This window comes from Paenibacillus sp. J22R98, assembly GCF_059383835.1.
The window spans coordinates 147,799-173,809 of record NZ_JBXENW010000007.1; the positions used below are offsets into that span (position 1 = coordinate 147,799).

Consider the following 26,011-nt stretch of genomic DNA (forward strand, 5'->3'; position numbering starts at 1 on the left):
CTCCCTGTAATCGCTTTCAGACAAATCTATTATACAACGAATGCATGAATCTGGAATGAGTGTGTTGAAATAGCCGTCTGTTTCATGCAAGAAGCCTCCCCATCCACTGGTCAGGTGGGATGGGAGGCTTCTTCTGCGATTATCGTTCAACGCAGCTGCAGTAATACATGGCATCAATTCTTACCTGGCGTTCTCCCGGGCAGACTCCCCCGTCAAACGTCCGCGCACCATACTGGTTGCCGGAAGCGTGCATATCCGCCCGATATATTGATCAAATCCCTCTGCGAGCACCTTATGCTGGAACTCCGACTTGGCCCGTTTATACCCGGTCCGCACAAGACGCTCCCGCAGGGCAGCATCGCTGGCAAGCCGAACGACGCTGCCGGCGATTTCAATCGGCGACTCCGGATCGACAAGCAGACCCGTTACCCCATCCAGTACCGCCTCGGATGCTCCGCCAGAACGCCCGGCTATGACCGGAACGCCTGCGGAGGCCGCTTCCAAATACACAATCCCGAATCCTTCCGCGTCTCCCCGCTCCAGCTCCCGGCTCACCATGATGAACTGATGCGCTACATTATAATAATCGTTCAAACGCTTGCTTCCGCTTACGCTGCCGACGAACAGCACCGCTTCCGCAACCCCCGTCGTCCGAGCAAGCTGCTCTAGCCGCTCTCGGTCCGGCCCGTCTCCGACGATCACGTATATGGCATGCGGAATATGCCTTAGAATGGCCGGCATAGACCGGATCACCGAATCATGGCCTTTGCGCGTCACCAGCCTTCCGACCGTCAACAGCACATATTTCCCTTCAAGTCCTTGCTGCCGGACCCACTCGGCGTCAACCGAACACTTCTCGTATACGTGCTCGACCCCGGGATGGACGAGTCCGATTCTGCGAGGATCGACCCCATAGTCCTCGACGAGTTTCTTCGTAAACTGGCTGTTCGTGAGCACGCCGTCCGCTTTGCGCAGAATCAGCTTCACGACCGCGTTCAAACCGACGAATCGGCGGAACATCAGCATATCCATTCCGTGCGTGGAAATGATGTAGCGCCGGCCGCCGAACATCCGAAGCAGCAGTCCAATAAACCCGATCAGTACATAGCCGTATATGGTAACATCCGGTTCTTCGCCGCGAAGCGTCTTACGCACCTGACGGAACAAGCGGCCCCAACTGGCCGCGTCCACGCGTTCGTCCCGCAAGAAAGGACCTCTGACGATTCGGAAAGGCACGCCCTCGTCGAACGCGCCGCTCTCCGGGTATTCCGGCGCAACGACAGTCATATCATGTTTGCTGTGCATCGATAAATTATAGTAATAGTTCTGCATGCCGCCGATGCCCGGCGGAAACACGCCTGTTACGAGAACGATTTTTCTACGCTTCATCATAGGTTCTCACCTTTCTCGTCAAGTAGCTTACCGCCCGCACGACAGCCCAGAACAGTACCTCCGCCATCATGTTCCATAAGCGTGCGATCACCGAAATATAAAGCGCCGTCTCCGTACCCAGTCGGAGCGACAGGAAGTAGACCAAGAACCCCTCTCTAACCCCAAGTCCGCCCGGAAGCGGACTGAATAACCCGAGCAGCCAGGAAGTGGCGAATGTCCCTGCGGCGTACAGCAAACCGATGCTGCCTCGGTCAAAGCTGTTCGTCAGCATCCAGAAGGCGATCCCCATTACAAAATGGCTGCCGAGAAAGCAGAACAAATAGCCGAAAAACTGTTTGCGCGTTAAGCTCGCCCGAGCGCCTTCCACCGCTGCCTTCGTATCCGCCGTCGTTCCTAAGGAAGTCTGAAGCTTGCCGAAGACCCGCCGCAGCACTTTCCAACGCGACAGTTGGCTGAAACGCCGCCGCAGCCACACGGAGCCCTTATCGTAGTAAACGTATGTCAGCGCAAATACGGCCAGAATCGCGACTGTACTGGCAATCGGTGCGATATCCAAGCTGACCAGCAGAATAGTGGTATAGCTCAGCGCCGCGGAAACGAGCAGAATATTCTCGTAGACGATAGAAGCGAGCTGCGCATCCATCGCAACCCCCACGCGCGTAGCGAGCACTACGCGGCCCGCATAGTTCCAGAAGCCACCAGGGATATACTTGGCGAATTGTGAATCGATGAAGATTCGCAAACCGAGGAGCAGCCGCAGCTTCGGACTTGCCGCCTTGCTTGCCGCTGCTCTAGCCGTAGCGTTCACGATCATCACCCAAATGCCTGCCTGCAGCATCAGAAATAAAGCAAACACCAACAAGGACATGTAGAATGCCGCCTTCGCGTGCAACAGGAAGGTTACAATGTCCGCCAGTCGAAGCGGAATGTTCCATACTACGAAATAGACAATGATGCCCAAGAGCGCGATTTTGACCGCCGCCGGCGCCAATCTCCGAAGCACCGCCACCACTTCATCACCTCCCGATTCGGTAGAAGCCATCCTTCAATCCCTTCATTGTAGAACCGGACTGTTTCCGCAATGTCATCCGAATATGCGATTCCAATGAAAATATACGAGAGGCATCGTATCGAAAGTAAATCCGCCCTGTCGATTTCCTTTACTTCCACGACTGCACGACAAAAAAGGAGGTGCCCCGTCATCATGGATGACAACGGGACCTCCTTGCTCATGTACCTTTTTGACCCTTTTACTTCTGCTGCGGCGGCCATACGATTGTTCCGCTTCGGTTCATATAACCTTGCACATAATCCCGTGAGTTCGGAACGTTAATATAAACCTCTGCCAACTCCCCGGCGAACGAGGCCGCCCATTCGAGCTGCTCCTTGAACACAAACTTGCCGGAAGTGTTGATAAAGCCGTATTTCTGCCCCGTGCTTGCCGGTGCCAGACCGCCGGAGAAGGTTCCGCCCGCTTTCATATTCTGGATGACCTTCTGTCCTTTCTTGTTGATATAGAAGGTCACACCATTGCGCTCAACAAAGGCCAGACCCTCTGAGAACGGCTGCGCCATCGAGAACTGCGGCTTCAAGATATATTTTCCGGCTTTATCGATATAGCCATACTTGCCATTCTCATACACGGCGGCAACGCCATCCGAGAATGACCCTGCTTGGGTAAAGCGCGGAGACACCACCAGCTTCCCCGATGTGTTGATAAAGCCGAACCTGCCATTGAAGGCCAGCTTAACGGCCGACATTCCCTCTGAGAAGTCTGTGGTGTAGCTGAATTGATACGGAATCACCAACTGTCCCTTCGTATTGATGAAACCGGAAGCTTTGCCAAGATTAACGCGGGCGAGCCCCTCCGAGAAATTATAGGCATTCACATAGATGGGCTCAATCGCGGTTTGCCCCCGGCTGTCCTTAAACCCATACCGAAGTTCAGACTTCCCATTAGCCCCTTGAATCTTCGTGCCAAATAATGTCAGCCCATCGTACATCAAGCCGCAAGTATTTAACGGGCAATCGAATAACTTGTCGCCTGCAAGACTATAGTACGTCTGCTTCTTCTCTGCAAGATTCGTGATTGCATAAGGATTCCCCGGTTCGTTGTCGTACCATATTCCATCGTATATCGGTGCAACAACCGGCTCACCTTTACTATTAATGAGACCATATTTACCATCCAGTTCGACGCGATAAAGCCGTTCCACGGCTGGCTTCTGCTCAGCGGCCGTCGGTTTACCAGTGACAGACATCTCTGCCTGTCCGTGCGCCACCCAGGCAAAACTTGTCATCGTAAGCATCATTGCAGCGATAGCTGCGACCCGTCTCAGCATTTGATTGCCCCCTTATTTTCCAATAACATGTAGAATAGCTCATTATCTAGACGTATAGAGGCGAGAAAAGTGTGCAAGGTATATTAATTTCCCCTTAACAAACAGGCTGCCGAGTTTCATCTCGGCAGCCTGTTTGTTTCGTGCGATTTTATAAGATCAATTAGAGCAAGCCTTTTTCCTTCAAGTTCAAATAGCTGACTGTTGCCGTCTCGATTCCCGAGAGGTTGCGGAGCTGATCCTGCTCGACCGTCATCCATTCCACACCGATTTCGGTAGCGGCCTCAATCGATGCCTGGATGTTGACCACGCCTGTTCCGACAGCCGTCCACTTCCCGACCTCGTCTGTGCCGTACACATCTTTCAAGTGAATCGCAGGTACGCGGCCCGCCATCTTGCGAAGAATATGTGCCGGATCTGCACCGCCCAGCGTAATCCAAGCCACGTCCATACGGAAGAAGAGATGCTTCGGATCGGTATGCTCAGCCAGAATGTCCAGCGAATATACACCGTTGAACGTTCTCTCGAATTCATGGGCATGGTTGTGATAGCAGAAACGCAGACCCTCAGCCGCAAAACGAGCACCTGCAGCATCGTACAATTCAGCATCGCGAAGCAGCTGCTCTCGATTATCGACTACGTCCCACCAGAATGTAACATCCTTCGTTTGCAGGGCATGAGCCTCGCGAATGAGGCGATCTACTTCCTTCTCGTCGCGAAGCAGCTCCTTGCTTGGAACACTATGTGTCGCCACTTGGAGTCCCAGTTCGTGGAAACGCGCGACATTGGCATCGACATCGCCCTTAAGCAGCTCGCCGCCGCCTTCGATTCCCTTATAGCCGATTTCAGCGACACGTTTCATCGTTCCCCAGAAATCCTGTTGTGCTTCTTCATGCACGATTCCAATTAACCCGAGCTTCGGTCTTGTCATGGTTCGTTTCCCGCTCCTTTATTTCGCAAAGTGGCCTTCATTAAGCATGGTGATGAACGGGCTGTCCGTAACGCCGGTAAGCGGAAGCTCAACCCGTGCATTACGTCGAACCGACTCATATACGGCAAAAATAATTTCCGAAGCGCGAGTCGCCTTCTGATGCGACGCCTGAGGCTCTTCCCCCGTCCCTAAGCAGTCGATCGCATGGCGGACATAACCGATCATCTGATCGGACATTGAAGAAAGCTCCATCTCCGGCTTCCAGGATGGATCATCGTAGTTAACGGCTTTGACGATTTGACCATCCCACATCACTTCGATAAAACCTTCGGTGCCGATAACGCGAACGCCGGCCCAAATCTTCGTCATATCCTCGCTCGGTTCCCATGTATCGATGGAGCCGGAATACAGGCTCGCTTGAACACCGTTAGCGAACAGAATTTGTCCGGACGCGCCGCATTCGGATGGTACGTTGAACCAGTTATAAATTTCAGTCGTATCGACAGCACCAAGCACCGACTTCGCAGGCGTTTCTTCCATGTAGCTGATCGCCTGATCAAAGGTGTGGATGCCGCAATCGAGCAGATTTGGCGGTGAGTAGAGGTCTAGGCGAAGCACCTGACCGATTTTGCCTTCCTTGATGAAGCGGCGCACGGTTTGATTTCCCTTGGCGAAACGGCGTTGAAGCGAGAAGGTCAGCTGGCAGCCAAACTCGTCTGCAATCTTGCCCATCTCTTGGCATTCGCCCCAAGTCGCGGACATCGGCTTCTCACACAATACGGCTTTGGCACCTGCTTCCGCACAGTCACGGAATACCGGTAAGTGCAACGGAGTCCACAGACAGATCAGGACAACATCAGGCTTTTCCTTCGCCAGCATTTCCTTATGATCGGTATAGATGTTGGCTTGAAAACCAAATTCAGTGTTCAGCGTTTCCGCCGAAGCAGCAGAAATATCAGATAATGCAACAACCTCTAATCTGCTGTCGGCTTGTACACCGATCGCGTGTTCATGCGCACGTTTGCCACAGCCGATAAAGGCTACTTTATAAACGGATGATATGTTCACTTCGTACTCCCTCTCCCTCAAACTCTATTCGCACAGACTTTTTCGCTACCAATTGAAACGTTTCACATATCTCCAGAATACATCAACGGTTGCAGCGCTTTCAACCCAATTTTTTCAAATATTTGATGAATGTTATGGAATCGCTCCAGCTTTCCTAGTGTTTATTGTCGGCACTTGTTGAAGCTGCTAGGATCTAACGAACTCACAGGGCTTTATTTTCGCGTATATCGCCACTTTTGTATGTGTGGCTCCTAGAGCTACACATCTGTACGAAACCGGCACTTGCGGCACATGTGTGACTCCTAGAGCTACACATCTGTACGAAACCGGCAATTACGGCACATGTGTGGCTCCTAGAGCTACACATCTGTACGAAACCGGCACTTGCGGCACATGTGTGGCTCCTAGAGCTACACATCTGCACAAAACCGGCGCTTGCGAAGCATGTGTGGCTCCTAGAGCTACACATCTTAGCTTATGTTCGTTAATGTAAGATCCCCAGGTGAGCTACTTTCTCCCATTTCCCCACAATCACGCCAATGCAGCTCCCTGCGCGGTACAGCGGCTCTGGGATCCGCTAGGGTGATCTGCCTCTTAATTTCAGGGAAGTGATTCGGCCAACTTCCTCTACGTTTAATTAATGGTATACAGATTTTGGAGGGAGAGAGAACACGTTGGACCACAAGAGCGACAATATCACATGGCATCACTCTAATATTTCAAGGGACGATCGGCAGAAGCGAAATCGTCACAGAAGCTGTACATTATGGCTGACGGGTTTATCTGGCTCTGGCAAGTCGACGCTTGCGTTCGCACTTGAGAAGGAACTGTATGCAAGAGGAATTGCCTCTTACGTGCTCGATGGGGACAATATCCGGCATGGACTGAATCGCGACCTCGGATTCTCAAATGAGGATCGTCAAGAAAACATCCGCAGAATCGGCGAAATGTCGAAGCTGTTCGTGGATGCCGGCCTAGTCGTGCTGGCGGCGTTCATCTCTCCGAACGAGAAAGACCGCAACATGGTCAGAGAGCTGCTGCAACCGGGGGATTTCAACGAAATTTACGTGAAATGTTCGTTAGAGGAATGCGAGAAGAGAGATCCGAAAGGCTTGTACGTTAAAGCGAGGAGCGGACAAATTCCCAATTTCACGGGGATCAGCGGGCAGTACGACATCCCAAGCGCACCGGAGCTTATTATTGATACGGAACAATTAACGATTGAGCAATCTATAGCAGCCATTATGAAATACCTCGAAGAACGGAACTACCTCACAAGCCATTGATCCCCTGCTGTAAATGGCCTTCGACTCGAATTAATCCTGACAAAAGAGGGAGCCACTCGGCTCCCTCTTTGTCTGTTAAGGCACAACTTTATCCGATTGAAAATGCAATAACTTGCTAAACGTGCCTTTCATGTCCGCGGAAAGCTGCTGATAGCCGCCTCTCTGAATCACCTCGCCTTTCTCCAATACAACGACTTGATCCGCGCTGCGTATGGTCGAGAGTCTATGAGCAATGACAATAATGGTCATTCTCCCTCTTAATCGATCCAATGCCCCTTGAATTTGCGCTTCATTCTCGCTATCTAAGGCACTTGTTGCTTCATCCAAAATCAGAATGCTCGGCTTCCTTAATACAGCCCTAGCGAGAACGATCCGCTGTCTCTCCCCGCCTGAAAGTCTCACTCCACGATCGCCAAGAACAGTATCCAGTCCCTGTGGCAGGTTTCGTACAAATTCATCGGAAGCGGAGAACTGCAGCGCCTCCCACATTTGCGCTTCCGTTGCATCCGGGGCTGCGATTAACAGATTCTCTCTGATGCTTGCATGGAACAAGAACGGATCCTGCGAGACATAGCTGACGGATCTCCTGAGCGAGAAGCTGTCGTCATTGGCCAGATTGCGTCCGTCTACAAGCACCTCTCCTTCATCCGGTTGAATCAGTCCAATAATAATATCGATCAAGGTGCTTTTCCCGGCACCGGATTTTCCAACGATAGCTGTCATCCGATTCACCGGAATAGACAGATTGATATTGTGCAGGGCATAGGAAGACTGGCTGCCATCATAACGATAAGAGATCCCTTTGCACTCGATTCCTTGCTCCATGCTTACCGGATCTCCGCCCGCCGGATAGTCATGCACTTCCAATTCCTTTGCCAAGTCGCAATCCTTCTGTAGATCCGCAAGGTTTTTGAATGCGGGAAGCGTTTGGGCAATTTGTTCCCAATTAGACTGCAAGGTCGAAAACTTCGGCCAAAGACGGGAAAATATGATGATGATCAGCATGAGCTTCTCAGCCTGTACATGGAATACTTCCAGCGATACGTAAACAAAAAGCGTAATGATAATGACGGACGCCACTTTATAAATGTATTGGGAGGTAGCCTGCGTTTTCCCAAAGTGAACGAGATTATACTCCATTTTGCCGCAAAGCGCGCGAAACCAAGCCAAATGCTGCGCTTCCGATCGATTGCTTTTAATATCTTTCATCCCGTTAAAATGATCGGTCATCCCGCCCATATAATGCTGAGCAAGCTCGGAAGTTTCGTCGCCGATGCTTTTGGAACGTTTAATGAACCGGCTTGCATACACGGCAAGCGCTACTCCGCAGAGCAAGACCATGACCGTCAGTTGTGCCGACAACCACAGCGCAAAGCCGATTTGTACGGCGGTAAACAGAATTGTGGTCATTAAACGCATCGCGAGATAGGCGCCTTGACTGACACGCGACAGCTCATTGGTCATGATATTATAGAAATCCGATCTTCTTCTTTGCAAATAGAACGCCCACTTAGCCTGCAGTAAGCCCTGGTACATTTCCATTCGGAGGTACCTTATAAACCCATGCTGAATGTCCAGGTTCAAATGCGTTTGCTTTCGCTGCAGATGAGCCTGACCTGCAATTAATAGAATGAACCCCCCTAGAACAACAAGCAGTCTCATTCCGTCCGGTATAGCCTCTAACGGTTTCACCAAAACAGCAACGAACGGGATTCCATCCGTGTTCAAACCCAGAACCCCAATTAAACCAAGCACCGGAATCAACAGAAAGATTCCAATACCCTCCAGAAAACTGATCACCATCATACCGACTAGATTGATATAGAGCTTGGTGCCGGCAAAATGATGCATTTTTTTGATGTATAGCAGCAGATGCTCCATTTTTCTTTTCCCCCTATCCGTGCGAAATCCATATTCCTTCTTCAACCGCATTCAGGACTCGGCTTACTAAATCGTAGGCGGTAAATCTCTCAGCCGGCCTGCATAATTGGTACATGTTAATGCGATTGACGATCGAGACGGAGGCAGAGAAATGCCACTGATCCAAGCCAAGCTGAGAAATCAGAAAATGGCGGTAGGTATGGTATCGGATGGTAGGAAGTCTCTCAAGCCCTTGGAGATGGCGAAGTTCCGTGCCACACTTGTCTGTCTTCACGAGTTCGAAGATGCCTGCCAGAGGGACCGGCTCCTTCCAAAACATTGCCGCTGCGGGTATCGCATATTTGGTCTCGTACAGCGGAACATAACGATCGGACTGCATCCCAAGCTTGTCGATGCTCTCCCGCCAAAGCTTCTGCTGCGGGTAAGAGGGAATGACGACGGGGACTCCGTCGCGGTTCAACGTTACGGCAATTACATCGTCGGTAAGAAGCGGATAGCCGCGCTTGAGAAAGGCGGCGGCAAGGGTGGACTTGCCCGCGCCGGAATCGCCGACGAACGCGTACGCCTTGCCGTTAATGACAACGGCGCTTCCATGTAAGGGCATCAGCTTACGCTGGAACAGCAGCGCACCCATGCAGGCTCCGAGCAAGTATAGCCGAACAACGGTATCCTCCGCTCCGATTGCCTGCGAGACGGTGATCCGGTTCCCTCCCCGGACTCTGTAAATGGCCGTGCCTTCTATGTTCAGCATAAGATCATCGCCTTCAAGAGCATAATAATCGTCGCTGTCACTGCCGCTGCGCTCGTTCCAGGCTTGGTACAAGTCAGCCTTGTCGATATAAACATCCGCTTCGCATGCTTGTTCCGCTTCCCGAAGCAGCTCCGGCAAGGCGATTTCACTTGCCATCGTCAGCCCAAATGCTCTATAAATCGTTCGTTCGACAGCAGGGTTCATCTTCCTCACCTCAATTTCAGTAGAGTAGCTCTAAATAATCAAGAAGAAACTTGAAGAGGCCCTTATACGCTTTTCTTCGTATAAGGGCCAATTGGTTTGCCACGTATCAGGTGCATTTAGGATTCAAAAGCGTGCCCATTGTTGGAACCTTTGCCGTTCTTGTCCGGGAATACACCATTCGGTCCACCCATCGTCATGTTTACGTCGAGTACTTCCAGCATTGGTTGCTGCCATTCTTTCCGTGTTTGCTTTTCCATATGTGTCACCTCCCTTCAAATGGAATCAATCATGTAAATTGCTTCAAGAACCGAAAAGCTATCAAACCACGCATTAATAATCTCGCATCTGGATCGTATGCATGCTTCGGCTTGGGCGCATCGCCGATTTTCTCAAGCGATGCCTTGATTTGATCTACGTTCAAATAATGCGAAGCCATCGGATCCCGGCAAAGCTTCCGAATCTCTTCGTTAAATAAGCACCATATCGGAATCATGCGATGGACCCAATCCGCTCCTTGAACGCCGTGAATGCGTTGGTTTAACCGTACTTCATCAGGCAAATACGATTCGGTTGCCCTCCGGATGAGCGATCGGTCCATCCCGTTTTGTACATACTGCTCGATCGGCACGGACAGGCAGAAGCGTACCACTCTCGGATCGGAGGTCGGGTCCCTTTCCCAGACGCCATAACGCAGGGAAAACTTGGTTACAGATGTGCCTTGATGGTTTGAGGTTGCCAAATTTCTGAATTGATAGTCTCTCGCTTCGAATTCATCGAAGGCAGCCACGCCCAAGCCGACGTCATGGTGTTTAAGCTTTTCAAAGACATTTGTTCTTGCGGCCAAATCCGGATGGATGAGATTTGGAATTTCGTTCTTCGGTTCCTTGGCGTAAAAAGACCTGGTCGCAAATGGAAAGGCTCGTTTAGCGATAATGGGGAGCAGCCGGGATCTTCTTACATTCATCTGTCTCCCGTAGTGCTTTAGCTCGCGGTAAAAATGGAACAAGCGCAGCTTCCTTAAAAGATTGGCGTAGTAGTCCATGGCCGGTCCCCAAGAAACGGTGTAATTTCCCCGTGCGCCCGTAAGCAGCACGCCGACCCCATCCTGCCGCGCTTTTTCAAGAATCCCTTTGATCCAGAACGAATTCTCGAAGAACTTATAAGGAGCTTCCAGAAGCCCGACCAAGTCGTCGATTTCCCCGAACGAGTTCCTGTCCGAAAAATCCAAGCCGTTGTGCGATATATTCCCTACGTGACGTACCGTGGCTCCAATGTGCGGACTTTCGTCAGGCATCATGCTTCTCGAAGTCCAATCCACGAAATCGGGCGAAGGAACGAAACTGTAGGTATGCAATGATTTTCCTTCCTTACGCAAGGGGTCGGCGGCAAAGCTTGTGACTGCGCCTGAATCCAATCCGCCGCTTAAGCTTGCACCTACCGAACGGAATGTCCGAAGCTTCGATGTTACGGCCTCCTGAAAAACATCGCGAAACGCTTCCTCGTATTCGCCGTTTGATTTCAGCCGAAGCTGCTCCCCGGGCGCTTCCAGCGTCTCGTACTGCTCCAGCGTCATTTTACGATTCTGGACCGTAAAGCTGTGTGCCGGAGGAATTTGCTCGATATTACGGTATACTGACCCGTTCACGTCGACGGAATCGAGAATAATGGGAATGGCCAAAAACTCTGCAAACCATGATTCATTAAGCTCCTTCCTGGCGCCGGTGATCTCGAATAACGGATTGGCTGCCGTGCAAAAGGCGAACTGCCGCCCATGACGATGATAGTAGAGCGTTCGGTTTCCCAATAAGTCGCGTGCTCCGAAAAGAAGACACTTCTTCTCGTCCCAGATAACAAAAGCGAAATCGCCGATCAAATAGCGCGGGACTTCCTTTCCCCACTTTAAGTAAGCCGACAAAATAAGCTCACTGTCGGTCATCCCTTTCCGCCGGGAATAAGCAATTTGCAGCCGGTTAAATAATTCCTCCCGGTTGTCGATGATCGCATCGGCGGTAATGGCCAATTTATTTAGCTCATCATAGAACGGCAGACGTTCATGAACCGATTCCGGTGTAATCCACTGGGCATGGCAACCCAGAAATACGGACCCGCCATACCAGGTTTGCACATCATCGGCAGGATATATTTGCAAAGCTTGCATAAGCTTCTTGCTATCCTCTATCGATACAATCTCTTCGTTGTAACAAAGAATACCTGCAATTGCGCTCATGTTTGCCTCCGAGGTGCTTGTCATTCTTCGTTGTGCAGTCAAGTCATACTTGATAAGGCCGGATTCCTTTAGGCTTCCTGCCTCATTTGCCGCCATAACCAGACGAACGGCCTTAGGGGAAAGTATAGAAAATGTAATTGTTTCGGAAGCGGCATCGCCTCCGTATCCCTAAAGCTCGGGTATAATTGACCAACTATATAAACCGACTTTTGCCGGGTCGTTTTCAATGCAAACAAGTAACGTTTATAGGTCTTGGCTAATTCTTGGGAGCTCGGCACAGGCGAGAAAGCGACGACATCCCGAATGAAATAGAGCGAACGTTGAGCCAACTCGCGATGGTAGCTGCTAGTCATCAACGGTTTGGTCGAGCTTGGTATCGGCGTGCCAAGCAGTGCGGAAGCAAGAATTAGAGCCTGTCCTCCAAGCTGAAGGCATTCATAGCGTCGCATAAGCAAGATGAGCGTTTCAACGTTTACACCTTGGCGCACCAAGCAATCAATATCCGCCAGCCAGCGGAGCCTAAACCAGCCGTGACGGGCGCCGTGCGAGACCAGATACATGAAGAGATCTTCGCTTCCCAGCATATAAATCTCATTCCTCGTAAGAGTACTGCGTCTTCTCCGTTCCCAGAGCTCCTCGAATGAAGGTTCTTTGCCCATATCGGAATTAAGGCGCCAATGAAGCTCCACTTGAATCTTCGTTTGCGGGTGCGTATAGGAGATATGATGCATCTTCCACTTCCAATTGAATAAACGCGGCGCATGACTATCGCTTACATAGCCAAGCTTGGTCAGCATCTCTTCCGCTGTCTCCACACTCTCCATGGGGACCAGAATATCCAAATCCTTGGATGTTCGGAGTGAGATATCACCATAAAGCAGATCGGCAAGCACCGGTCCTTTAAGAACTAATGAAGGAATCCCTTGATCCAGAAAGGCTCTGCATACAACACCCATTTCGCCGCTTAAGCGGAGCATTTGAAAGGTGTTCTTACTGTAATCCTGATGAAGAGCTTGCAGGACATAGGCAGGAATACTCGGACTGTTCTTCAGCTTCGCATACAGCTGCGGGTACACGCGATGATGTCGGATCAGCTTCAGAAGTTGATTCCAATCGATATCAGGCATCGATGGATTGCCCCATTGCTGCGCTTGATCGGCATTCATCTGCATGAACGCCAGCATGATGTTTAATTCTTCAGGAAAAGCGCTTAGATCCAGGGTACGATTGTTCTCCATAACGGGACACCTTCATTCCTTTCCTTGCGTTTTGTCCGACCCGAATGCGGCCACCATCGTGAACCTCTTCATCTCCTCGGCTCCGGTCACATAGAATGGCCCGCTGCGCAGCCAAGCATGCGCGATCATGTTCCCCTGATCATCCCTCGCCGTACCCAGATAGAGCGTGCTTTCAATCTGACGCCGCTTCAGCATTTTCTTGGCTGCGATCGCTCTAACCATACACTGGCTTTCCCACATGGTATGACGGCTCATCACCTGAATCGCTTGCGCAATTTGGCGGATCGGCACTTCGTTCGACGGATCATATACTAGCGGAGTTTCGGACATCCGACCGCCCAAGGATGGCGCGAGTCGGGAGAACGGAATGATCTTCAATACACGCGCCCAGCCCAAGTAGATGAACGCTTCGAGCATGAACCGTTTCTTCTCCGCAGGCAGAGCGAGAAACTTCCTAACGATGCGCTTCAAGATTCCGAACCTCGATCAGCGATTCCTGATGCATTTTCCGAAGGAAGGCGTCAACCTGTTCCTCACAAGCAGCCCGTGTCACGTTATATTCCAAAAGGAGCTTGTCTACCAATTGGCTGGCCGTAATCGGCGAAGCGATGAGCTCCCAAATTCGGCCGCCAATTACGCCGAGATTGTAATATTTTCCACTGCGAATGCTGAACATCACCTTCTCCCCATTCATGTCACTCACAATGCTGTCAGGCGATTGGATAATCTGTTGTTCCGCTAAGTTCACGTTCGTCATGTTTATACGCCTCCTTTTTCAATGGTACGAATAATTTCAGATGCAAGGTCATGCGCCGTAAATCCCGCCATCGGCCGAATGAGCTGATAGACGCTAACCTGATCCGCCATATTGGACGAAGCCTTAAAATGCCACTGCGCAAGGCCTAGCCGCGGGATCAGCATGTTTCGGTACGTATGCATCAGCACGATACGCAGCCGATCCAGATTGGGCAATTGTCGGATCGAAACTGCTGCCGCTGATTCCGACTTCACCAGTTCGAAGACCCCTCCGAGAGGAACGGGTTCATTGCAAAATCCGGAAATCACCGGTACGGCATATTTCGTTGTTTCCCTGTATACCGATTGGTAGTGCCCGGATGCCAGCCCCAGCTGATCGATACTTTCCTGCCACAGCTTCTGCTGCGGATAAGCCGGCATAACGGTAAGCCTTCCGCCTTTGCCCGACAAGGAAACCGGGATGACATCGTCGCTTATTAGCTCATAGCCTTTGCTTACCAGTGTGGCAGCAAGTGTGGATTTACCTGCTCCCGAATCACCAACAAACGCGTAGGCTTTACCACCTATTACAATGGCGCTTCCGTGCAGTGGCATCACATTGCGGATCATTAGCAGTGCGCCCATGCAGGTACCCAGCAAATATACACGCACTTTCTCCTGATCTGCACCTTCTAGCGGAGCGACAGTAATGCGATACCCGTCTTCAATGCAATAAATAGCTGTCTCCGGAATGAGAAACAGGAATCGGCCGTCTTTGTACATGAAGTTGCTTCCGCCAAGCTGCAGCTCTTCCCATAACTTAGCTGGTTCAGCTGCTTCAATAACCACATCCGGGCGCTCCTCTTCTACCATCGAACCGGATACGGGTAGTTCAGGCAGCGGAATTAAACTCGCTATCTGCAGGCCGAAAGCCTTGTATATCGTGTGTTCACCGGCAGATATCAGATCAACCACTCCTTTCAGGGCAATAATAATAAATCCCTTATACAATCCGGTGCGCGGATTGTATAAGGGCGCTGTCCCGAACCTAGCTCGGGTTATAGATGTCCATATCGTCCGTTGTTACGAAGTCAATATTCGTCATACCTTTTCCATACATCGTTTCGCTAACGTCAAGCATTTCAACAGTCGGAACTTGCCATTCTTTTTTGTTCGTCATGGTTTTTCACCCCCTCTCAATGGAGTCAACGAGTTTTAATGCTATTTTAGAAGAAAGTTATAAGGAAGAGCTCCGGGTTCAGGGATGTGCCTGCGGCCGCTGTTAAACTTGTATTCTCTTTGGATTAGATTAGGCGGTAACAATACAAGTTTAAAGGCGGCACGTAAACTCTCCGGCACAATCCCTTTCACCCTTACGCAACTTTTAGTTACTTCTTAAAATCTTTTAAAAGCGTTTTAGGAACCTGTAGATGATCAGGCTGCGCATGAGCATTCTCATCTCGGGGTTGAACGCGTGCTCCGGACGCGGGACTTCGCCAAGTCGCGAAACGGCTTCCCGGATTCGGTCGACGTGAAGGTACCCCGAGGCGATAGGGTCTGAGCAGAGCTGCCTCAGCTCGTCGGTCAACGGTTTCCAGGACGGCGCAATACGGTGAACCCAATCCGCTCCCTGGATGCCGCGGATACGCTGATTTAGCCGTACTTCATCGGGCAAATAATGCTTCGTCGCCCTGCGAATAAGCGCGCGATCCAAGCCGCCCTGCACATACTGCTCCACCGGCACCGAGAAGCAGAACCGAACGACTCTGGGATCGCAGGTCGGATCGCGTTCCCATGCGCCGTAACGCAAGGACAATTTCGTAGCCGAGGCGCCGTTCTTGTTGCCGACAGCTAGATTCTGCATCTTCTCCTTGCGCAGCTCCAGCGGATCATTAATGGTAGAGCCATTCACCCCGATCTGGTTGGCCTGCAGCTTGGCGAACACATCGGTTCGTCTGGCAAACTCGGGATGGATCAGCATCGTCGGAATATCCGGAGCCTCGCTCCCCTGCTGCGAACGTTTCGCCAGAATCGGGAATGCCTGCTTGCCGATCACGGACAGTAGACGCGATCTGCTAATCCCTTTATTAACGCTGTAGAGCCGAAGCTCCCGCATGAATTGCAGCCATTTCAGCTTTCTGAGCAGCGTAGCGTAATAATAGAGCGCCGGTCCCCATGAAACCGTAAAGTTCCCTCTAGCTCCGGTTAGCAGAACAGTCGCATCTTGCGCGCCGGCTCGCTCGTGTATCCCTTTCAACCAATAGGAATTCTCGAAGAATTTGTACGGCATCTCGAGCATATCCAGCATTTCGTCTACTTCGGATAACGGGCTGATGCCTTGGAAATCCATCGCTTGGTGCGAAATGTTGCCGACATGCCGAATCGTGGCATCGATGAACCGGCTTTCATCCGCCGCTGTGCTGCTCGGCGTCCAATCCGTGAAATCGCGGGTTGGAATGTAGCTGTAGGTATGCAGTTGCTTCCCTTCCTCACGAAGCGCACGTGCGGCAAAGCTTGCAACGGAACCGGAGTCCAGGCCGCCGCTTAAGGTGGCCGCTACTTGACGATGCGTGCGCAGCCTCGACTTCACTGCTTCATCGAACACCTCGCGGAATGCCTCCTCGTACTCATGATCGGATGGAAGCCGAAGCATCGACTTCGGTTCCAAGGAACCATACCTAGCGAGCGAGACGCGTCCATCCGAAACGGTTATCGTATGGGCCGGCGGCAACTGATGAATATTCCGGTAAGGGGTGGAGGTGACCTCCGTAGATTCGAACATTTCCGGAATCGCCATAAACTCCGCTAACCAGGGTTCATGAAGCGCTTTGACAACTTCCGGTAAAGCGAATAACGGAGCCATTGTCGTACCGAAGGCAAACCGATCGCTTCCGTGAACATAGTAGAGCGTGCGATGCCCCAGCAAATCTCTGGCACCGAACAACTCCCGCTTCTCCATGTCCCAGATGACGAACGCGAAATCGCCGATCAGGTATTCCGGAGCTTTCCGCCCCCATTTCCGATAAGCGAGCAGAATAAGCTCACTGTCCGTGATCTTACTGCGATGAGCCGGATAAATCTGCAGCAGTCCGAACAATTCCCGGCGGTTATCAAGGATGGCGTCAGCCGTGATCCCGAGCTTACGCTCAGCGTCGTAATAGGGCATCCGCTCGCCTACGGACTCGGGCGTAATCCACTTGGCTCGGCAGCCGAGGAATACCGCGCCGTTCGTCCACGTTTGAGCATCGTCGGCACTGTACCGCTCCATGGCTTCCATCATCCCATCGCTGTCTCTGCTGCTGACCGGATGCCCATTGTGCTGATAAATACCGACAATGGCGCTCATTTGTTCAGCCTGCTGTTATTGAAGTAGGTCGAAGCCAGCTGGGACAAGCGATTGCCGAAGGGAATCAGCATTTTCAACCGATTCGCCTTTCTCCTCATGGTATCCAGCTGCAATTTCAACTGTCTTCGCTCTTTCGCGCTGTTCTCCAACCGTTTCTCAAGCATACGCACCGTCATCTGCAGCTGAAGCTCCTCGGGATGCAGCCATTTCTCACCGCCGAATTGGTCCGGCAGCAGCAAGCTCCCCGATGAACCTGGCTCCGTGCGCATCTTATAGTCCGCTTCCCACCTGCAGCCCGTCGCATCCACTAGTTGCTTGGTGTACAGGGCAAGCAGCTCCGCATCCGGTTCAAGCTCGAAGCGTACGCCTGTCAGCTTCTCGGCTTCAGCTAGTTCCTCGCTATAGCCGAGATCATGAAAGATTTGAGCGCCCAGCACGCGGCCGTACATTTCGATCTCCTGCTTGTCCAGCACATCTTTCCAAATCCCGACGGAATCCTGATTCGCCTCCGTATGATTCGCGACAAACGGGTCACCGACCCCCATGCTGAAATACAAGTCGGACTTAGCGGTATTTCTAAAGTTCCCGTATGTCTCTAACCCTTCCTCATAAGAAACGCCCAGGAATCGGCAAACCTCAATCATCTGCTCTCTGGGGCTGGTTACCAGTTTCTCGTAGGACAACCGGTGCGTGTAGGGATTATCCTGGGCAAAATAATGAAAATAGCGGAACAGTCCGATCGTCAGGTCAGCAATCTTCATATCGAAGCTCGCATTTCGCATGTCTTCCCTCAGATTGAAGCTTGTTCCCCGTTTCCCGTTCACCTTCTTATGGGAAGAGAGGACCGCGAACGGATTACGCATGAGCCAGATCCGCCGAGACTGCGGGAACAGCGCATCCAGAAACTCCAGCAGATAATAGTACCGAGGCGACTTGTCGATCACCATCTCCGCACCGGCGCTGCTTTGCATTAAGCCGTTGTATACTTGGAGAGCGAAAGCTCGGCAAGCCTGCTCAAAGCTGTGTTGCGGCAGTACACCATTATAGAACTGATTCAGGATGCCTGTCCCGCCATAAGCGCGCCGCTGCGGCGATTGCAAATCGTACAAACTCATCAGAAACCACATTTCCTGGGTAGCGAACAATTTACTGTGATTTTGGAGCATAACCGTGGCCAGAGAGCTTCCGCTCCTCGGCGTACAGAGTAGAAAAACAAGGTTGTTGCCGCTGGAATCGACCAAGGTGTACCTCCTTCAAGACAAAGATCGCGAAACAACCGACCTTATCCTTTATTGAAATCATAATAAAATTTCGCGCGCTCCCCGAGCATGACCTTATAGATGTCATAGTTCGTATCCATGATGGCTTTCAAATAATCCTTGTAAGGGCGATCCGCCACATTGATCAGACCGGAGTTGTAATGCTCTCCTCCTTCGCCCTGCCAATACCTGCCCAGCCCGGCTTGATCCACATAATTAAACACATGTGCACCGACTACATAAGGCAGAGTGACCGCACCTTCCACATAATTGCGATAGCGCATGCCCCGCTGGAATTGATTCACTGCCGAATTTGGAAGAAGCGGCGCAAGCCCCTGCTCACTCGTCCCATAACCGAATTCACTGAACAGAATCGGTTTTCCGCCTGAGAGGTCGTAGACCTTTTTCAGAAGATCAGGCTCGAGCTTGTAGGTGTAATAGTTGATGCTGATGACATCCACGTATTTGCCTTCCGCTTTAGCGAGCGCGCTGCTGATTTTCTCATTATGGAACGTTGTCGTAATCCATCGATCTCCAAGGAGGAGATGGTTCGGATCGTATTTGTGGTACGCACGGGAGACCGTTCCGAAGAACGTATCCAGATAGTAGTCAAAGAAAGCTTCCATATCGCGCCAGGATTGAGAGGTTGAAACAGGCAGCTCCGCTTCCTTCATGTCGTCGAACGATTTGAATGTCGTCTTCCAATTGGCGTTGAATGAGCTGATGGTTTGATACTTGTCCTTCAGCCTCTGAACCAGCTTCCCTTTCATCGCGGCAGAGCTCGCTTTGAGCTTCGGTACATTCGTATAAAATTTGTGAAAATCGTATTCGTTGTCGATGAAATAACCGATCAGATTCTTGTCATTTTTGTTTGGCGAGAGCGCGTTCTTGAATGCCTTATCGATCTGCTCTGCGGCGTTCGGGGCAAAGATGTCAAATAGCGATAATCCGTTTATTTTGGCCCATGCCATTCCGCTCAGCGGCAGCATCCTTACGTAAGGAAGCTTGCCCTCCTCGCCGTACTTCTCGGTCGAATAGTTGCCTACGCCGTTAAAACCCCATTTAGGCAGCCGGGATATCGCTTCCGAATAGATCGCATGCTCCGTCGGGAAAACGCCTTTCTTCCGGAACACATTCGCCATAAAGAACGAATAATTGTCCTTGCCGATGTACGCGTTCTTGTAGATCCCTTGATTCGGAAATAGCGATTCGAATTTCTGCTCCCTACCCGCAATGCTCGTGTAGGTTTCATGTGACGTCACGCCATTCACGGCTAAGCTGAAATAGAGATTGCCGTCAGGCGTCGTCATCACTTTGCGTTCACCCATCCGCTGGATCGCGAAGTAACCTTTGGCAGCCAAATTGTATTTCTTCCCGCTGCCGGCCAGCCCGCCGTAAGGGTCGCGTCCTCCCGGCGGCTTCAGGCTGCCGTAATAGGCTGCATCTGCCGCCGCATCTGCCACCAAATCCTGCTCACTGGTCACCTTCCCAGTGAAATTCGCAGCATTCATTTGACCGAATCGATCGACAAGGATTTCATTGCTCGCATTGACCGTAAATTTGCGGATTGGACTTGGTACCCAGCCATCTTTCACCGCATACGTTTCCAGCACGTTATATCCTTGAAGCTGGAGCGGCTTCGAATAAGGTACGAAATCCGGCCCTTTGTTCAACCGGTAATAAATGCGCGACCCTTTCGTAGTCGAGGTCAATTCAGTCTTGACCGAAGTACCGCTTCGGGACGTGGCCAGCTTCACGGAAGCCGTGTTTTGATTAAGGACAACCTTCGAAACTTGAGGCGACCAGGCTTTCGTGCCGAGCAATACGATTTTCAAATACCTCGTATGTTCCGGCAATGCCGACGCTTCATACGCGTATTGCTGCCAATTTCCGGTCGGATAACCGACAAGGTTTACCGTCGCGGGAATTTGCTTGTATTGTTTGCCGTCCGATGAAACCAACAACTGATGCTCCTCTATCGGAATCCCGCTAAAAAAGCTGCTGTACACCGTAAACGAATTCATGTCGTAATCGGTATGGTACACCATGCTGCCCGGCGCACTTGTCGTTCGCACGAGCCGGCCCTTGTCGTTATCGAAATAGCCGGGCTGGTTCGTAGCCACATACAGATTGGTACGATTGGCAAGCAGCTTGAAATTATCAAGCGGATCGATCAATCCGACTGGCGGCGCCGTCTTAGGAGCCGGTACGTACCGATAAGTCGATACGCCGGTCGCTGCCGAATGGCCTGTACTCGAATGGCTCACAGCCGTGATTTGAAGCAGCAAGTTGTTTACGACGGCAATCGGCGAGCTGTAATGCAAGCGAGTAACCGAGGTTCTGGGATCGCTGCCATCCGTTGTGTAATAGATGGTTTCACCCTTCTCGCCTTGATTCAGCATGACCATGCGGCCGTAAGGTACCGTCCCCGAAGGCACGCTGGTGTCTGCGCTGGAAGGTCCGTTCAATACGACCTTCCCGATGGAAGGCGATCTGCCGACGCTGCTGCCTTGATAGACGATTTTCAGAAACTTTGTGCCTGCCGGGAACTTCCTCGATTCATACACCATGTTAACCGCTGTGCTGTCTTCTTCATGGATGTCCGGTATGACCTGGCTATAAGTCACGCCATCCTTCGAAATGTAGAATGCCGGATGGTCATAGGTCTTGCCGGCGTTCGGCTGATAATAGGCGTAAACCGCGAAGGAACGCAGATAACCTTCCGCTTTGTACACCATGTTCTCGCCTGAAACGCCGCTGCGTTTCACACGGGTCGGATCCGCGGCATCACCCGGAACCTTCGTCAGAAAGAGCGTATCCGTATGCTTGTACACCTGCTCCCAATCTCGTAGATGATCGACTTCGATCTCATAGAATGATAGTGGAGCGGCGTCCCCGGTAGCGGATAACGGATACAAGCAAGCGATCAGTCCGTACAATAACAGCATTGAAGCATTTTTTCTCACAATAAAGGCCCTCATCATCCTTTAGTAATGTAAAGCCAACACTTCCTCCTTGACGCCTTGATTCAAGCTGGGACGGCCGATGGAATAGTAAATAAATGCTGTACCTGCCAAATCCTCTTCTTTGAAAACATTGCGGCCGTCAATCAGAATAGGCTTCCGCAGTACTGTTTGCAGCTGATTCAGATCCACATGGATGAATTCATCCCATTCCGTCAGGAGACAGAGCGCGTCTGCATCCGCTGCCGCCTCTAGTGCCCCTTCGCACCAGACCACGCCGTTCTCGCCGTACATCCGGCGGAAGTTCGGAATCGCAATCGGGTCGTACACCTTCACCACAGCCCCGCTATTCACCAAATGGTGAACGATTTCGAGCGCGGGTGATTCCCTCACATCGTCCGTATTCGGTTTAAAGGAAAGTCCCCAGATGGCAATCGTCTTGCCCTGCAGGTTGCCGTCAAATATCGTTTCCAGCTTCTTGATCATTTTGAACCGCTGGTCCTGATTCACCTCAACTACCGCACGAAGCAATTTGAACTCGTAGTCGACATGGCCGGCAATTTGGATGAGAGCCCGCGTATCCTTCGGGAAACAGGAGCCCCCGTAGCCAATCCCTGCTTTCAGAAACGAATGGCCGATCCGGTTGTCATACCCCATTCCTTTGGCCACCTGGGTGACGTCGGCGCCTACCTTCTCGCAGATATTCGCAATTTCATTGATAAACGATATTTTCGTAGCCAGAAAGGCATTGGACGCATACTTCAGCATCTCGCTGCTGCGAATGTCCGTTACCACGATTTGATCCGTCAATGAAGCATGCAGCTTCGTCATCGTGTCTGCGGCATGCTGACAATCGGCCCCAATGACGATCCGGTCCGGATGAAGCGTATCCTGCACGGCCGAGCCTTCTCTCAGAAACTCCGGCAGCGAGATGCTGTCGAACTGTTCATGGGTCAGCTTGCGGATTCGATCACGTACGCGTTCGTTCGTTCCGACGGGAACCGTGCTCTTCACGGCGATGATCTTATACCCGTTCATAGCTTCCGCAATTTCATCAGCCGCTTGATCAATATAAGATAAATCCGCCTCGCCGTTAGGCAAGGAAGGTGTCCCGACCGCGATGATCACGATATCCGACAGTTGAACCGCACGATGAAGATCGGACGTGTAGCTCAGCTTTCCGGCAGCCATATTCTTAAGTGAGAGCTCCTGCAGATCCGGTTCGTAAATAGGAATGGCTCCGTTTCGCAAAATATCCAGCTTGGTTTGATCCTTGTCGACGCAGATCACTTGATTCCCAAGCTCCGCATAACAAACGCCTGACACAAGCCCGACATAACCAGCACCGATAACCGTGATGTTCATATTCAACAACTCCTTAGAATTTTCGGAGAAAACGCAGCAGCACACGCTTCGTTACTTCATACAGAGCTGCATAATTTCGTTCCAATCATGTTCAAGCCTTACGATATCTTCTTCAATGAGCTGCGTACCGGTTTGGATTTCGATGATTTCGATATCCGCTTGCGCACGCAGGCTATGTCGGTTTTCCTTCGGTATCATGAGAACGTCGCCCGTAGTAATGGAAAACCGCTTTCCGTTAAGCACCATCTCTCCATGTCCGGCAACCACCGTCCATACCTCGTCCCGAAGACTGTGGTACTGGTAGCTCAGATTGCTGCCTTCATTAATAAAGATCCGCTTGGTCAGCACTTCCCGGCCATCCGGATAGGTCGCGTAATCCAGCACGCGGTACCGGCCCCAGCGTCGCTCTTCGTACATCGGGCGCTGCTCCGAATGCTTCATGACATCCTTAATCCGCGGACTTGAAGCTTTGTCTGCAACAAGGATGCCGTCCGGGCTTGCCGCAACAATGACATCGGACAAACCAAGCAGCGTAATCGGAACTTCCAACTCATTAATGACATGGGTATTCATCGAATCTGCCGTTATAATGCCTTTTCCGATCAGGGAGGTTTCAATTTCCTCCGTCAGCGTGTTCCATGTGCCAAGATCCTTCCAGGACCCGTCATATTGAATCGCTGCAATCCGGTTCGCTTTCTCCACTACTTTATAGTCGAAGCTGATTTTCGGCAGCTTGCTGTACTGTTTCAACATTTCATCGTACTGGATCGGCAGCCCGTTCACGATCAGGATGTTGATGATCAGATCCAGCTTGAATGCGAACACACCGCAATTCCACAGAGCATCCTGACTGATCATCTCGACGGCTTCTTCTTCGCGAGGTTTCTCGCGGAAGCTCTGAACATCCATGAACGAGCGGTTAGGATCGCCATCCTGCTTCGGAATGATATACCCGTATTTCTCGGAAGGGTACGTCGGCTTAACCCCCATCAGCGCTAAGTCGGCATCGGAGCTGGCAAGCACATGCTCCAGCTCTTTCAGCTTCTGGAAGAAGCCGATTTCCACGAAAGGGTCGACGGGCATGACGACAATGGCTTCGTCCAAACTCACGCCTTCGACAGAGTATAGATAAGTGGCTGCAAGCGCGATGGCTGGGAATGTATCTCTGCGCTCCGGCTCGACGATCAGGTTGATTTCACTCCCAAGCTGACTTTGAATCATTTCAACTTGAGGTTTGCTCGTCGTGACGTAGGCGTGATTCCTCAAATCGGCTTCACCGATTTGCCCCCAGACTCGTTGTATCATGGACTCCAGGTGGTCATCGTCTTTTTTCAAGATTTTCAAAAACTGTTTCGACCGGGCGTCATTTGACAGCGGCCACAGCCGTTTCCCCGATCCTCCCGAAAGCAATACGACTTTCATGATATCCCTCCTATAATAGGGAGTTTAATTGAATCAAACTCTCTCTGCTGAAGTCTGCTGCGACAATAGTTTCGCTGACGTTATACCATTCGTCCACGTGCGATAATAGCTGGCATTTTTTCCGTAAGAGTTGTCCAGCAGAATATTCGGCTTATCCATGAGACAAGACAGAATATGTCCATGAAGCCTTGAGGTCTGTACATTCTTGTATTTGCTAAACCGGTTGACGGCTTTGTTTACCAGATAGTCGGTGTATTTGCCCCAGATCATGCTCACGGGAAGCTTGCCGCTGCTTACTGCCGACATTTTGAAAATGGCGCGAATCGATTTATGCTCAAATCCGCTGAACAGCGTAGCCCAGTCCAGGTAGTCCCCCTGACCGGAAGCTTCAAGCCGCTCTTGCTCTGCCGTCTTCTCGATGTCAGTCCGGAGGAAACAAAGCAGTTCCTTGTCCGGGCTCGTATGGCTCCGAATCGGCCATAGTTGGTGCGCCATATCCGGAGATAGATAGACATGACAGGTCGTGAATTTCACGGTAGCCATCTCTTGCGAGTAGATGTCGCGAACGTAGAGATGCAAATCCTTATGTGTGTTAAAGATCCTTGCCGTCTTATCAAATTCAGCCTCATTCTTGTAGAAAATCGTCTGCGGCAGCATGACCACCCGGTGACCGGGATAGTCGGACACGATTTTCTCGCGCAGCTTCTGGTGAGCGGGATACAAGTCACCGAAGTTCCCGCCGCCGTGCAGCACGATAATATGATCCTTCGGGATCTTCACGCCGCTCGGAAAATCTAGCACGCTATAACGCGCCGCAACGCGAATATGGTTATCTTTGAAGAAAGCTTCGGTTCCTTTCATAATCAACAGATCTCCGCCATTGCCATGAACCGGATAATCGATGTAGTAAATCTTGGAATGCGGCGGAATCACCTGCAAAATTTGCCGAAGCTTGTCCTTGAGCTCATCCATCGGATGAGCAAACTGTACGCTTTCCATTCATCCGTCTCCTCCGTGTATCTTCTCTCTCTCTCGAGCTTGTTCCGTCACTTGTTCCACTTGATATTCTTCTTGATGGGCTTCGCGGGGACGCCTGCGACAAGCGTGTGGGCTGGCACGTCTCTCGACACGACTGCCCCTGCAGCGACAACGGCGCCTTCCCCGATCGTTACGCCTTTCAAAATAACCGCCTTATTGCCGATCCAGACATGATTGCCGATGATCGTCGGCTTGGTCGCCACACTTCCCTCGATACAGTGGTAATCCGTATCCATAATGGTGACATCCCACGAGATGGCGCAGTGACTGCCGATTTTCACCTGCTTCTTGCATCTGATTTCAGATCTTCGATTAATGAAGGTATGGTCGCCGATCTCGATGACAGCCTCGTTGGAATCCAAGTAAAAACCGGCATGTTTGTGCAGGATGACGTAATCGCCGATGAAGAGTTTGGCTCGTTTGGCCTTCGACACCGTCATGCTTCCGCCTACCCGCAGCAGCTTCCCGCATTGATCGACATGCCTCCGAAACAGCGCGCCGAGCACTACGCGATAACCGAATTTAAAGTAATCCTTGATGCTTCTCTTGCTTTTGTTCATTGCGGT

22 protein-coding genes are annotated in these 26,011 nt (G+C 51.3%); 1 reads left to right on the forward strand and 21 read right to left on the reverse strand.

The annotated features are described in order from the left end of the window. Nucleotides 1-180: 180 nt before the first annotated feature. From AC50Y3_RS20070 to AC50Y3_RS20090, 5 genes are all read right to left on the reverse strand, one after another. Nucleotides 181-1,392 carry a glycosyltransferase family 4 protein gene (locus AC50Y3_RS20070; protein ID WP_494820500.1) on the reverse strand — a complete coding sequence of 404 codons (1,212 nt, stop codon included), beginning with the start codon at nt 1,390-1,392 and terminating at the stop codon, nt 181-183. Further along, the gene (locus AC50Y3_RS20075; protein WP_494820501.1) at nt 1,379-2,434 is read right to left on the reverse strand and encodes a lysylphosphatidylglycerol synthase domain-containing protein; all 1,056 of its coding nucleotides are present in this window, start codon (nt 2,432-2,434) and stop codon (nt 1,379-1,381) included. The genes AC50Y3_RS20070 and AC50Y3_RS20075 overlap by 14 nt, the downstream gene beginning before the upstream one ends. Nucleotides 2,435-2,642: 208 nt before the next feature. Further along, nucleotides 2,643-3,734: a WG repeat-containing protein gene (locus AC50Y3_RS20080; protein ID WP_494820502.1), complete on the reverse strand. Its 1,092-nt coding sequence runs from the start codon at nt 3,732-3,734 to the stop codon at nt 2,643-2,645. Nucleotides 3,735-3,894: 160 nt separating this feature from the next. Next, a complete protein-coding gene (locus AC50Y3_RS20085; RefSeq protein WP_494820503.1) occupies nt 3,895-4,662 on the reverse strand; it encodes a sugar phosphate isomerase/epimerase family protein in 768 nt (255 codons plus the stop codon). A gap of 18 nt (nt 4,663-4,680) precedes the next feature. Further along, nucleotides 4,681-5,730 carry a Gfo/Idh/MocA family protein gene (locus AC50Y3_RS20090; RefSeq protein WP_494820504.1) on the reverse strand — a complete coding sequence of 350 codons (1,050 nt, stop codon included), beginning with the start codon at nt 5,728-5,730 and terminating at the stop codon, nt 4,681-4,683. Nucleotides 5,731-6,404: 674 nt separating this feature from the next. Between AC50Y3_RS20090 and cysC the strand changes: the two genes are divergently transcribed. After that, complete coding sequence (gene cysC / locus AC50Y3_RS20095) at nt 6,405-7,016, forward strand: adenylyl-sulfate kinase (RefSeq protein ID WP_494820505.1); 612 nt, start codon at nt 6,405-6,407, stop codon at nt 7,014-7,016. 75 nt (nt 7,017-7,091) lie between these two features. Here the strand turns inward: cysC and AC50Y3_RS20100 are convergent, their stop codons facing one another. From AC50Y3_RS20100 to AC50Y3_RS20175, 16 genes are all read right to left on the reverse strand, one after another. Beyond that, entirely contained in the window at nt 7,092-8,897 is a 1,806-nt protein-coding gene (locus AC50Y3_RS20100; protein ID WP_494820506.1) for an ABC transporter ATP-binding protein, read from the reverse strand. A gap of 13 nt (nt 8,898-8,910) precedes the next feature. After that, nucleotides 8,911-9,852 carry an aldolase gene (locus tag AC50Y3_RS20105; protein WP_494820507.1) on the reverse strand — a complete coding sequence of 314 codons (942 nt, stop codon included), beginning with the start codon at nt 9,850-9,852 and terminating at the stop codon, nt 8,911-8,913. A gap of 116 nt (nt 9,853-9,968) precedes the next feature. Then, nucleotides 9,969-10,109: a paeninodin family lasso peptide gene (locus AC50Y3_RS20110; protein ID WP_494820508.1), complete on the reverse strand. Its 141-nt coding sequence runs from the start codon at nt 10,107-10,109 to the stop codon at nt 9,969-9,971. 29 nt (nt 10,110-10,138) lie between these two features. Further along, complete coding sequence (locus tag AC50Y3_RS20115) at nt 10,139-12,079, reverse strand: asparagine synthase-related protein (protein WP_494820509.1); 1,941 nt, start codon at nt 12,077-12,079, stop codon at nt 10,139-10,141. A gap of 68 nt (nt 12,080-12,147) precedes the next feature. Next, the gene (locus AC50Y3_RS20120; protein ID WP_494820510.1) at nt 12,148-13,317 is read right to left on the reverse strand and encodes a nucleotidyltransferase domain-containing protein; all 1,170 of its coding nucleotides are present in this window, start codon (nt 13,315-13,317) and stop codon (nt 12,148-12,150) included. A gap of 12 nt (nt 13,318-13,329) precedes the next feature. Then, nucleotides 13,330-13,734 (reverse strand): lasso peptide biosynthesis B2 protein, encoded by a 405-nt coding sequence (locus AC50Y3_RS20125; protein ID WP_494820708.1) that lies wholly within the window; start codon nt 13,732-13,734, stop codon nt 13,330-13,332. A gap of 37 nt (nt 13,735-13,771) precedes the next feature. After that, nucleotides 13,772-14,074 carry a lasso peptide biosynthesis PqqD family chaperone gene (locus tag AC50Y3_RS20130; RefSeq protein ID WP_494820511.1) on the reverse strand — a complete coding sequence of 101 codons (303 nt, stop codon included), beginning with the start codon at nt 14,072-14,074 and terminating at the stop codon, nt 13,772-13,774. Between the two features lie 2 nt (nt 14,075-14,076). Beyond that, complete coding sequence (locus AC50Y3_RS20135) at nt 14,077-14,901, reverse strand: phosphoenolpyruvate carboxykinase (ATP) (protein WP_494820512.1); 825 nt, start codon at nt 14,899-14,901, stop codon at nt 14,077-14,079. A gap of 199 nt (nt 14,902-15,100) precedes the next feature. Continuing rightward, nucleotides 15,101-15,232: a paeninodin family lasso peptide gene (locus AC50Y3_RS20140; protein ID WP_143111553.1), complete on the reverse strand. Its 132-nt coding sequence runs from the start codon at nt 15,230-15,232 to the stop codon at nt 15,101-15,103. A gap of 225 nt (nt 15,233-15,457) precedes the next feature. After that, complete coding sequence (locus AC50Y3_RS20145; RefSeq protein ID WP_494820513.1) at nt 15,458-17,398, reverse strand: asparagine synthase-related protein; 1,941 nt, start codon at nt 17,396-17,398, stop codon at nt 15,458-15,460. After that, a complete protein-coding gene (locus AC50Y3_RS20150) occupies nt 17,395-18,639 on the reverse strand; it encodes a sulfotransferase family protein (protein WP_494820514.1) in 1,245 nt (414 codons plus the stop codon). Before AC50Y3_RS20150 ends, AC50Y3_RS20145 begins: the two co-directional genes overlap by 4 nt. A gap of 41 nt (nt 18,640-18,680) precedes the next feature. Then, nucleotides 18,681-21,623 (reverse strand): chitobiase/beta-hexosaminidase C-terminal domain-containing protein, encoded by a 2,943-nt coding sequence (locus tag AC50Y3_RS20155; protein ID WP_494820515.1) that lies wholly within the window; start codon nt 21,621-21,623, stop codon nt 18,681-18,683. A gap of 21 nt (nt 21,624-21,644) precedes the next feature. Beyond that, nucleotides 21,645-22,985, reverse strand: coding sequence for a UDP-glucose dehydrogenase family protein (locus AC50Y3_RS20160; protein WP_494820516.1), 1,341 nt, complete (start codon nt 22,983-22,985; stop codon nt 21,645-21,647). A 51-nt stretch (nt 22,986-23,036) separates the two neighbouring features. Then, nucleotides 23,037-24,407: a sugar phosphate nucleotidyltransferase gene (locus AC50Y3_RS20165; protein ID WP_494820517.1), complete on the reverse strand. Its 1,371-nt coding sequence runs from the start codon at nt 24,405-24,407 to the stop codon at nt 23,037-23,039. 33 nt (nt 24,408-24,440) lie between these two features. Next, complete coding sequence (locus AC50Y3_RS20170) at nt 24,441-25,406, reverse strand: polysaccharide pyruvyl transferase family protein (protein WP_494820518.1); 966 nt, start codon at nt 25,404-25,406, stop codon at nt 24,441-24,443. A 47-nt stretch (nt 25,407-25,453) separates the two neighbouring features. Further along, nucleotides 25,454-26,005 (reverse strand): acyltransferase, encoded by a 552-nt coding sequence (locus AC50Y3_RS20175; protein WP_494820519.1) that lies wholly within the window; start codon nt 26,003-26,005, stop codon nt 25,454-25,456. Nucleotides 26,006-26,011: the final 6 nt, after the last annotated feature.

What these genes read in the sequence shown, in the direction of transcription:
- AC50Y3_RS20070 (WP_494820500.1), bottom strand. Translation starts at nt 1,392, where the DNA reads ATGATGAAGCGTAGAAAAATCGTTCTCGTAACAGGCGTGTTTCCGCCG.
- AC50Y3_RS20075 (WP_494820501.1), bottom strand. Translation starts at nt 2,434, where the DNA reads ATGGCTTCTACCGAATCGGGAGGTGATGAAGTGGTGGCGGTGCTTCGG.
- AC50Y3_RS20080 (WP_494820502.1), bottom strand. Translation starts at nt 3,734, where the DNA reads ATGCTGAGACGGGTCGCAGCTATCGCTGCAATGATGCTTACGATGACA.
- AC50Y3_RS20085 (WP_494820503.1), bottom strand. Translation starts at nt 4,662, where the DNA reads ATGACAAGACCGAAGCTCGGGTTAATTGGAATCGTGCATGAAGAAGCA.
- AC50Y3_RS20100 (WP_494820506.1), bottom strand. Translation starts at nt 8,897, where the DNA reads ATGGAGCATCTGCTGCTATACATCAAAAAAATGCATCATTTTGCCGGC.
- AC50Y3_RS20105 (WP_494820507.1), bottom strand. Translation starts at nt 9,852, where the DNA reads ATGAACCCTGCTGTCGAACGAACGATTTATAGAGCATTTGGGCTGACG.
- AC50Y3_RS20110 (WP_494820508.1), bottom strand. Translation starts at nt 10,109, where the DNA reads ATGGAAAAGCAAACACGGAAAGAATGGCAGCAACCAATGCTGGAAGTA.
- AC50Y3_RS20115 (WP_494820509.1), bottom strand. Translation starts at nt 12,079, where the DNA reads ATGAGCGCAATTGCAGGTATTCTTTGTTACAACGAAGAGATTGTATCG.
- AC50Y3_RS20120 (WP_494820510.1), bottom strand. Translation starts at nt 13,317, where the DNA reads ATGGAGAACAATCGTACCCTGGATCTAAGCGCTTTTCCTGAAGAATTA.
- AC50Y3_RS20125 (WP_494820708.1), bottom strand. Translation starts at nt 13,734, where the DNA reads ATGCTCGAAGCGTTCATCTACTTGGGCTGGGCGCGTGTATTGAAGATC.
- AC50Y3_RS20130 (WP_494820511.1), bottom strand. Translation starts at nt 14,074, where the DNA reads ATGACGAACGTGAACTTAGCGGAACAACAGATTATCCAATCGCCTGAC.
- AC50Y3_RS20140 (WP_143111553.1), bottom strand. Translation starts at nt 15,232, where the DNA reads ATGACGAACAAAAAAGAATGGCAAGTTCCGACTGTTGAAATGCTTGAC.
- AC50Y3_RS20145 (WP_494820513.1), bottom strand. Translation starts at nt 17,398, where the DNA reads ATGAGCGCCATTGTCGGTATTTATCAGCACAATGGGCATCCGGTCAGC.
- AC50Y3_RS20160 (WP_494820516.1), bottom strand. Translation starts at nt 22,985, where the DNA reads ATGAACATCACGGTTATCGGTGCTGGTTATGTCGGGCTTGTGTCAGGC.
- AC50Y3_RS20165 (WP_494820517.1), bottom strand. Translation starts at nt 24,407, where the DNA reads ATGAAAGTCGTATTGCTTTCGGGAGGATCGGGGAAACGGCTGTGGCCG.
- AC50Y3_RS20170 (WP_494820518.1), bottom strand. Translation starts at nt 25,406, where the DNA reads ATGGAAAGCGTACAGTTTGCTCATCCGATGGATGAGCTCAAGGACAAG.
- AC50Y3_RS20175 (WP_494820519.1), bottom strand. Translation starts at nt 26,005, where the DNA reads ATGAACAAAAGCAAGAGAAGCATCAAGGATTACTTTAAATTCGGTTAT.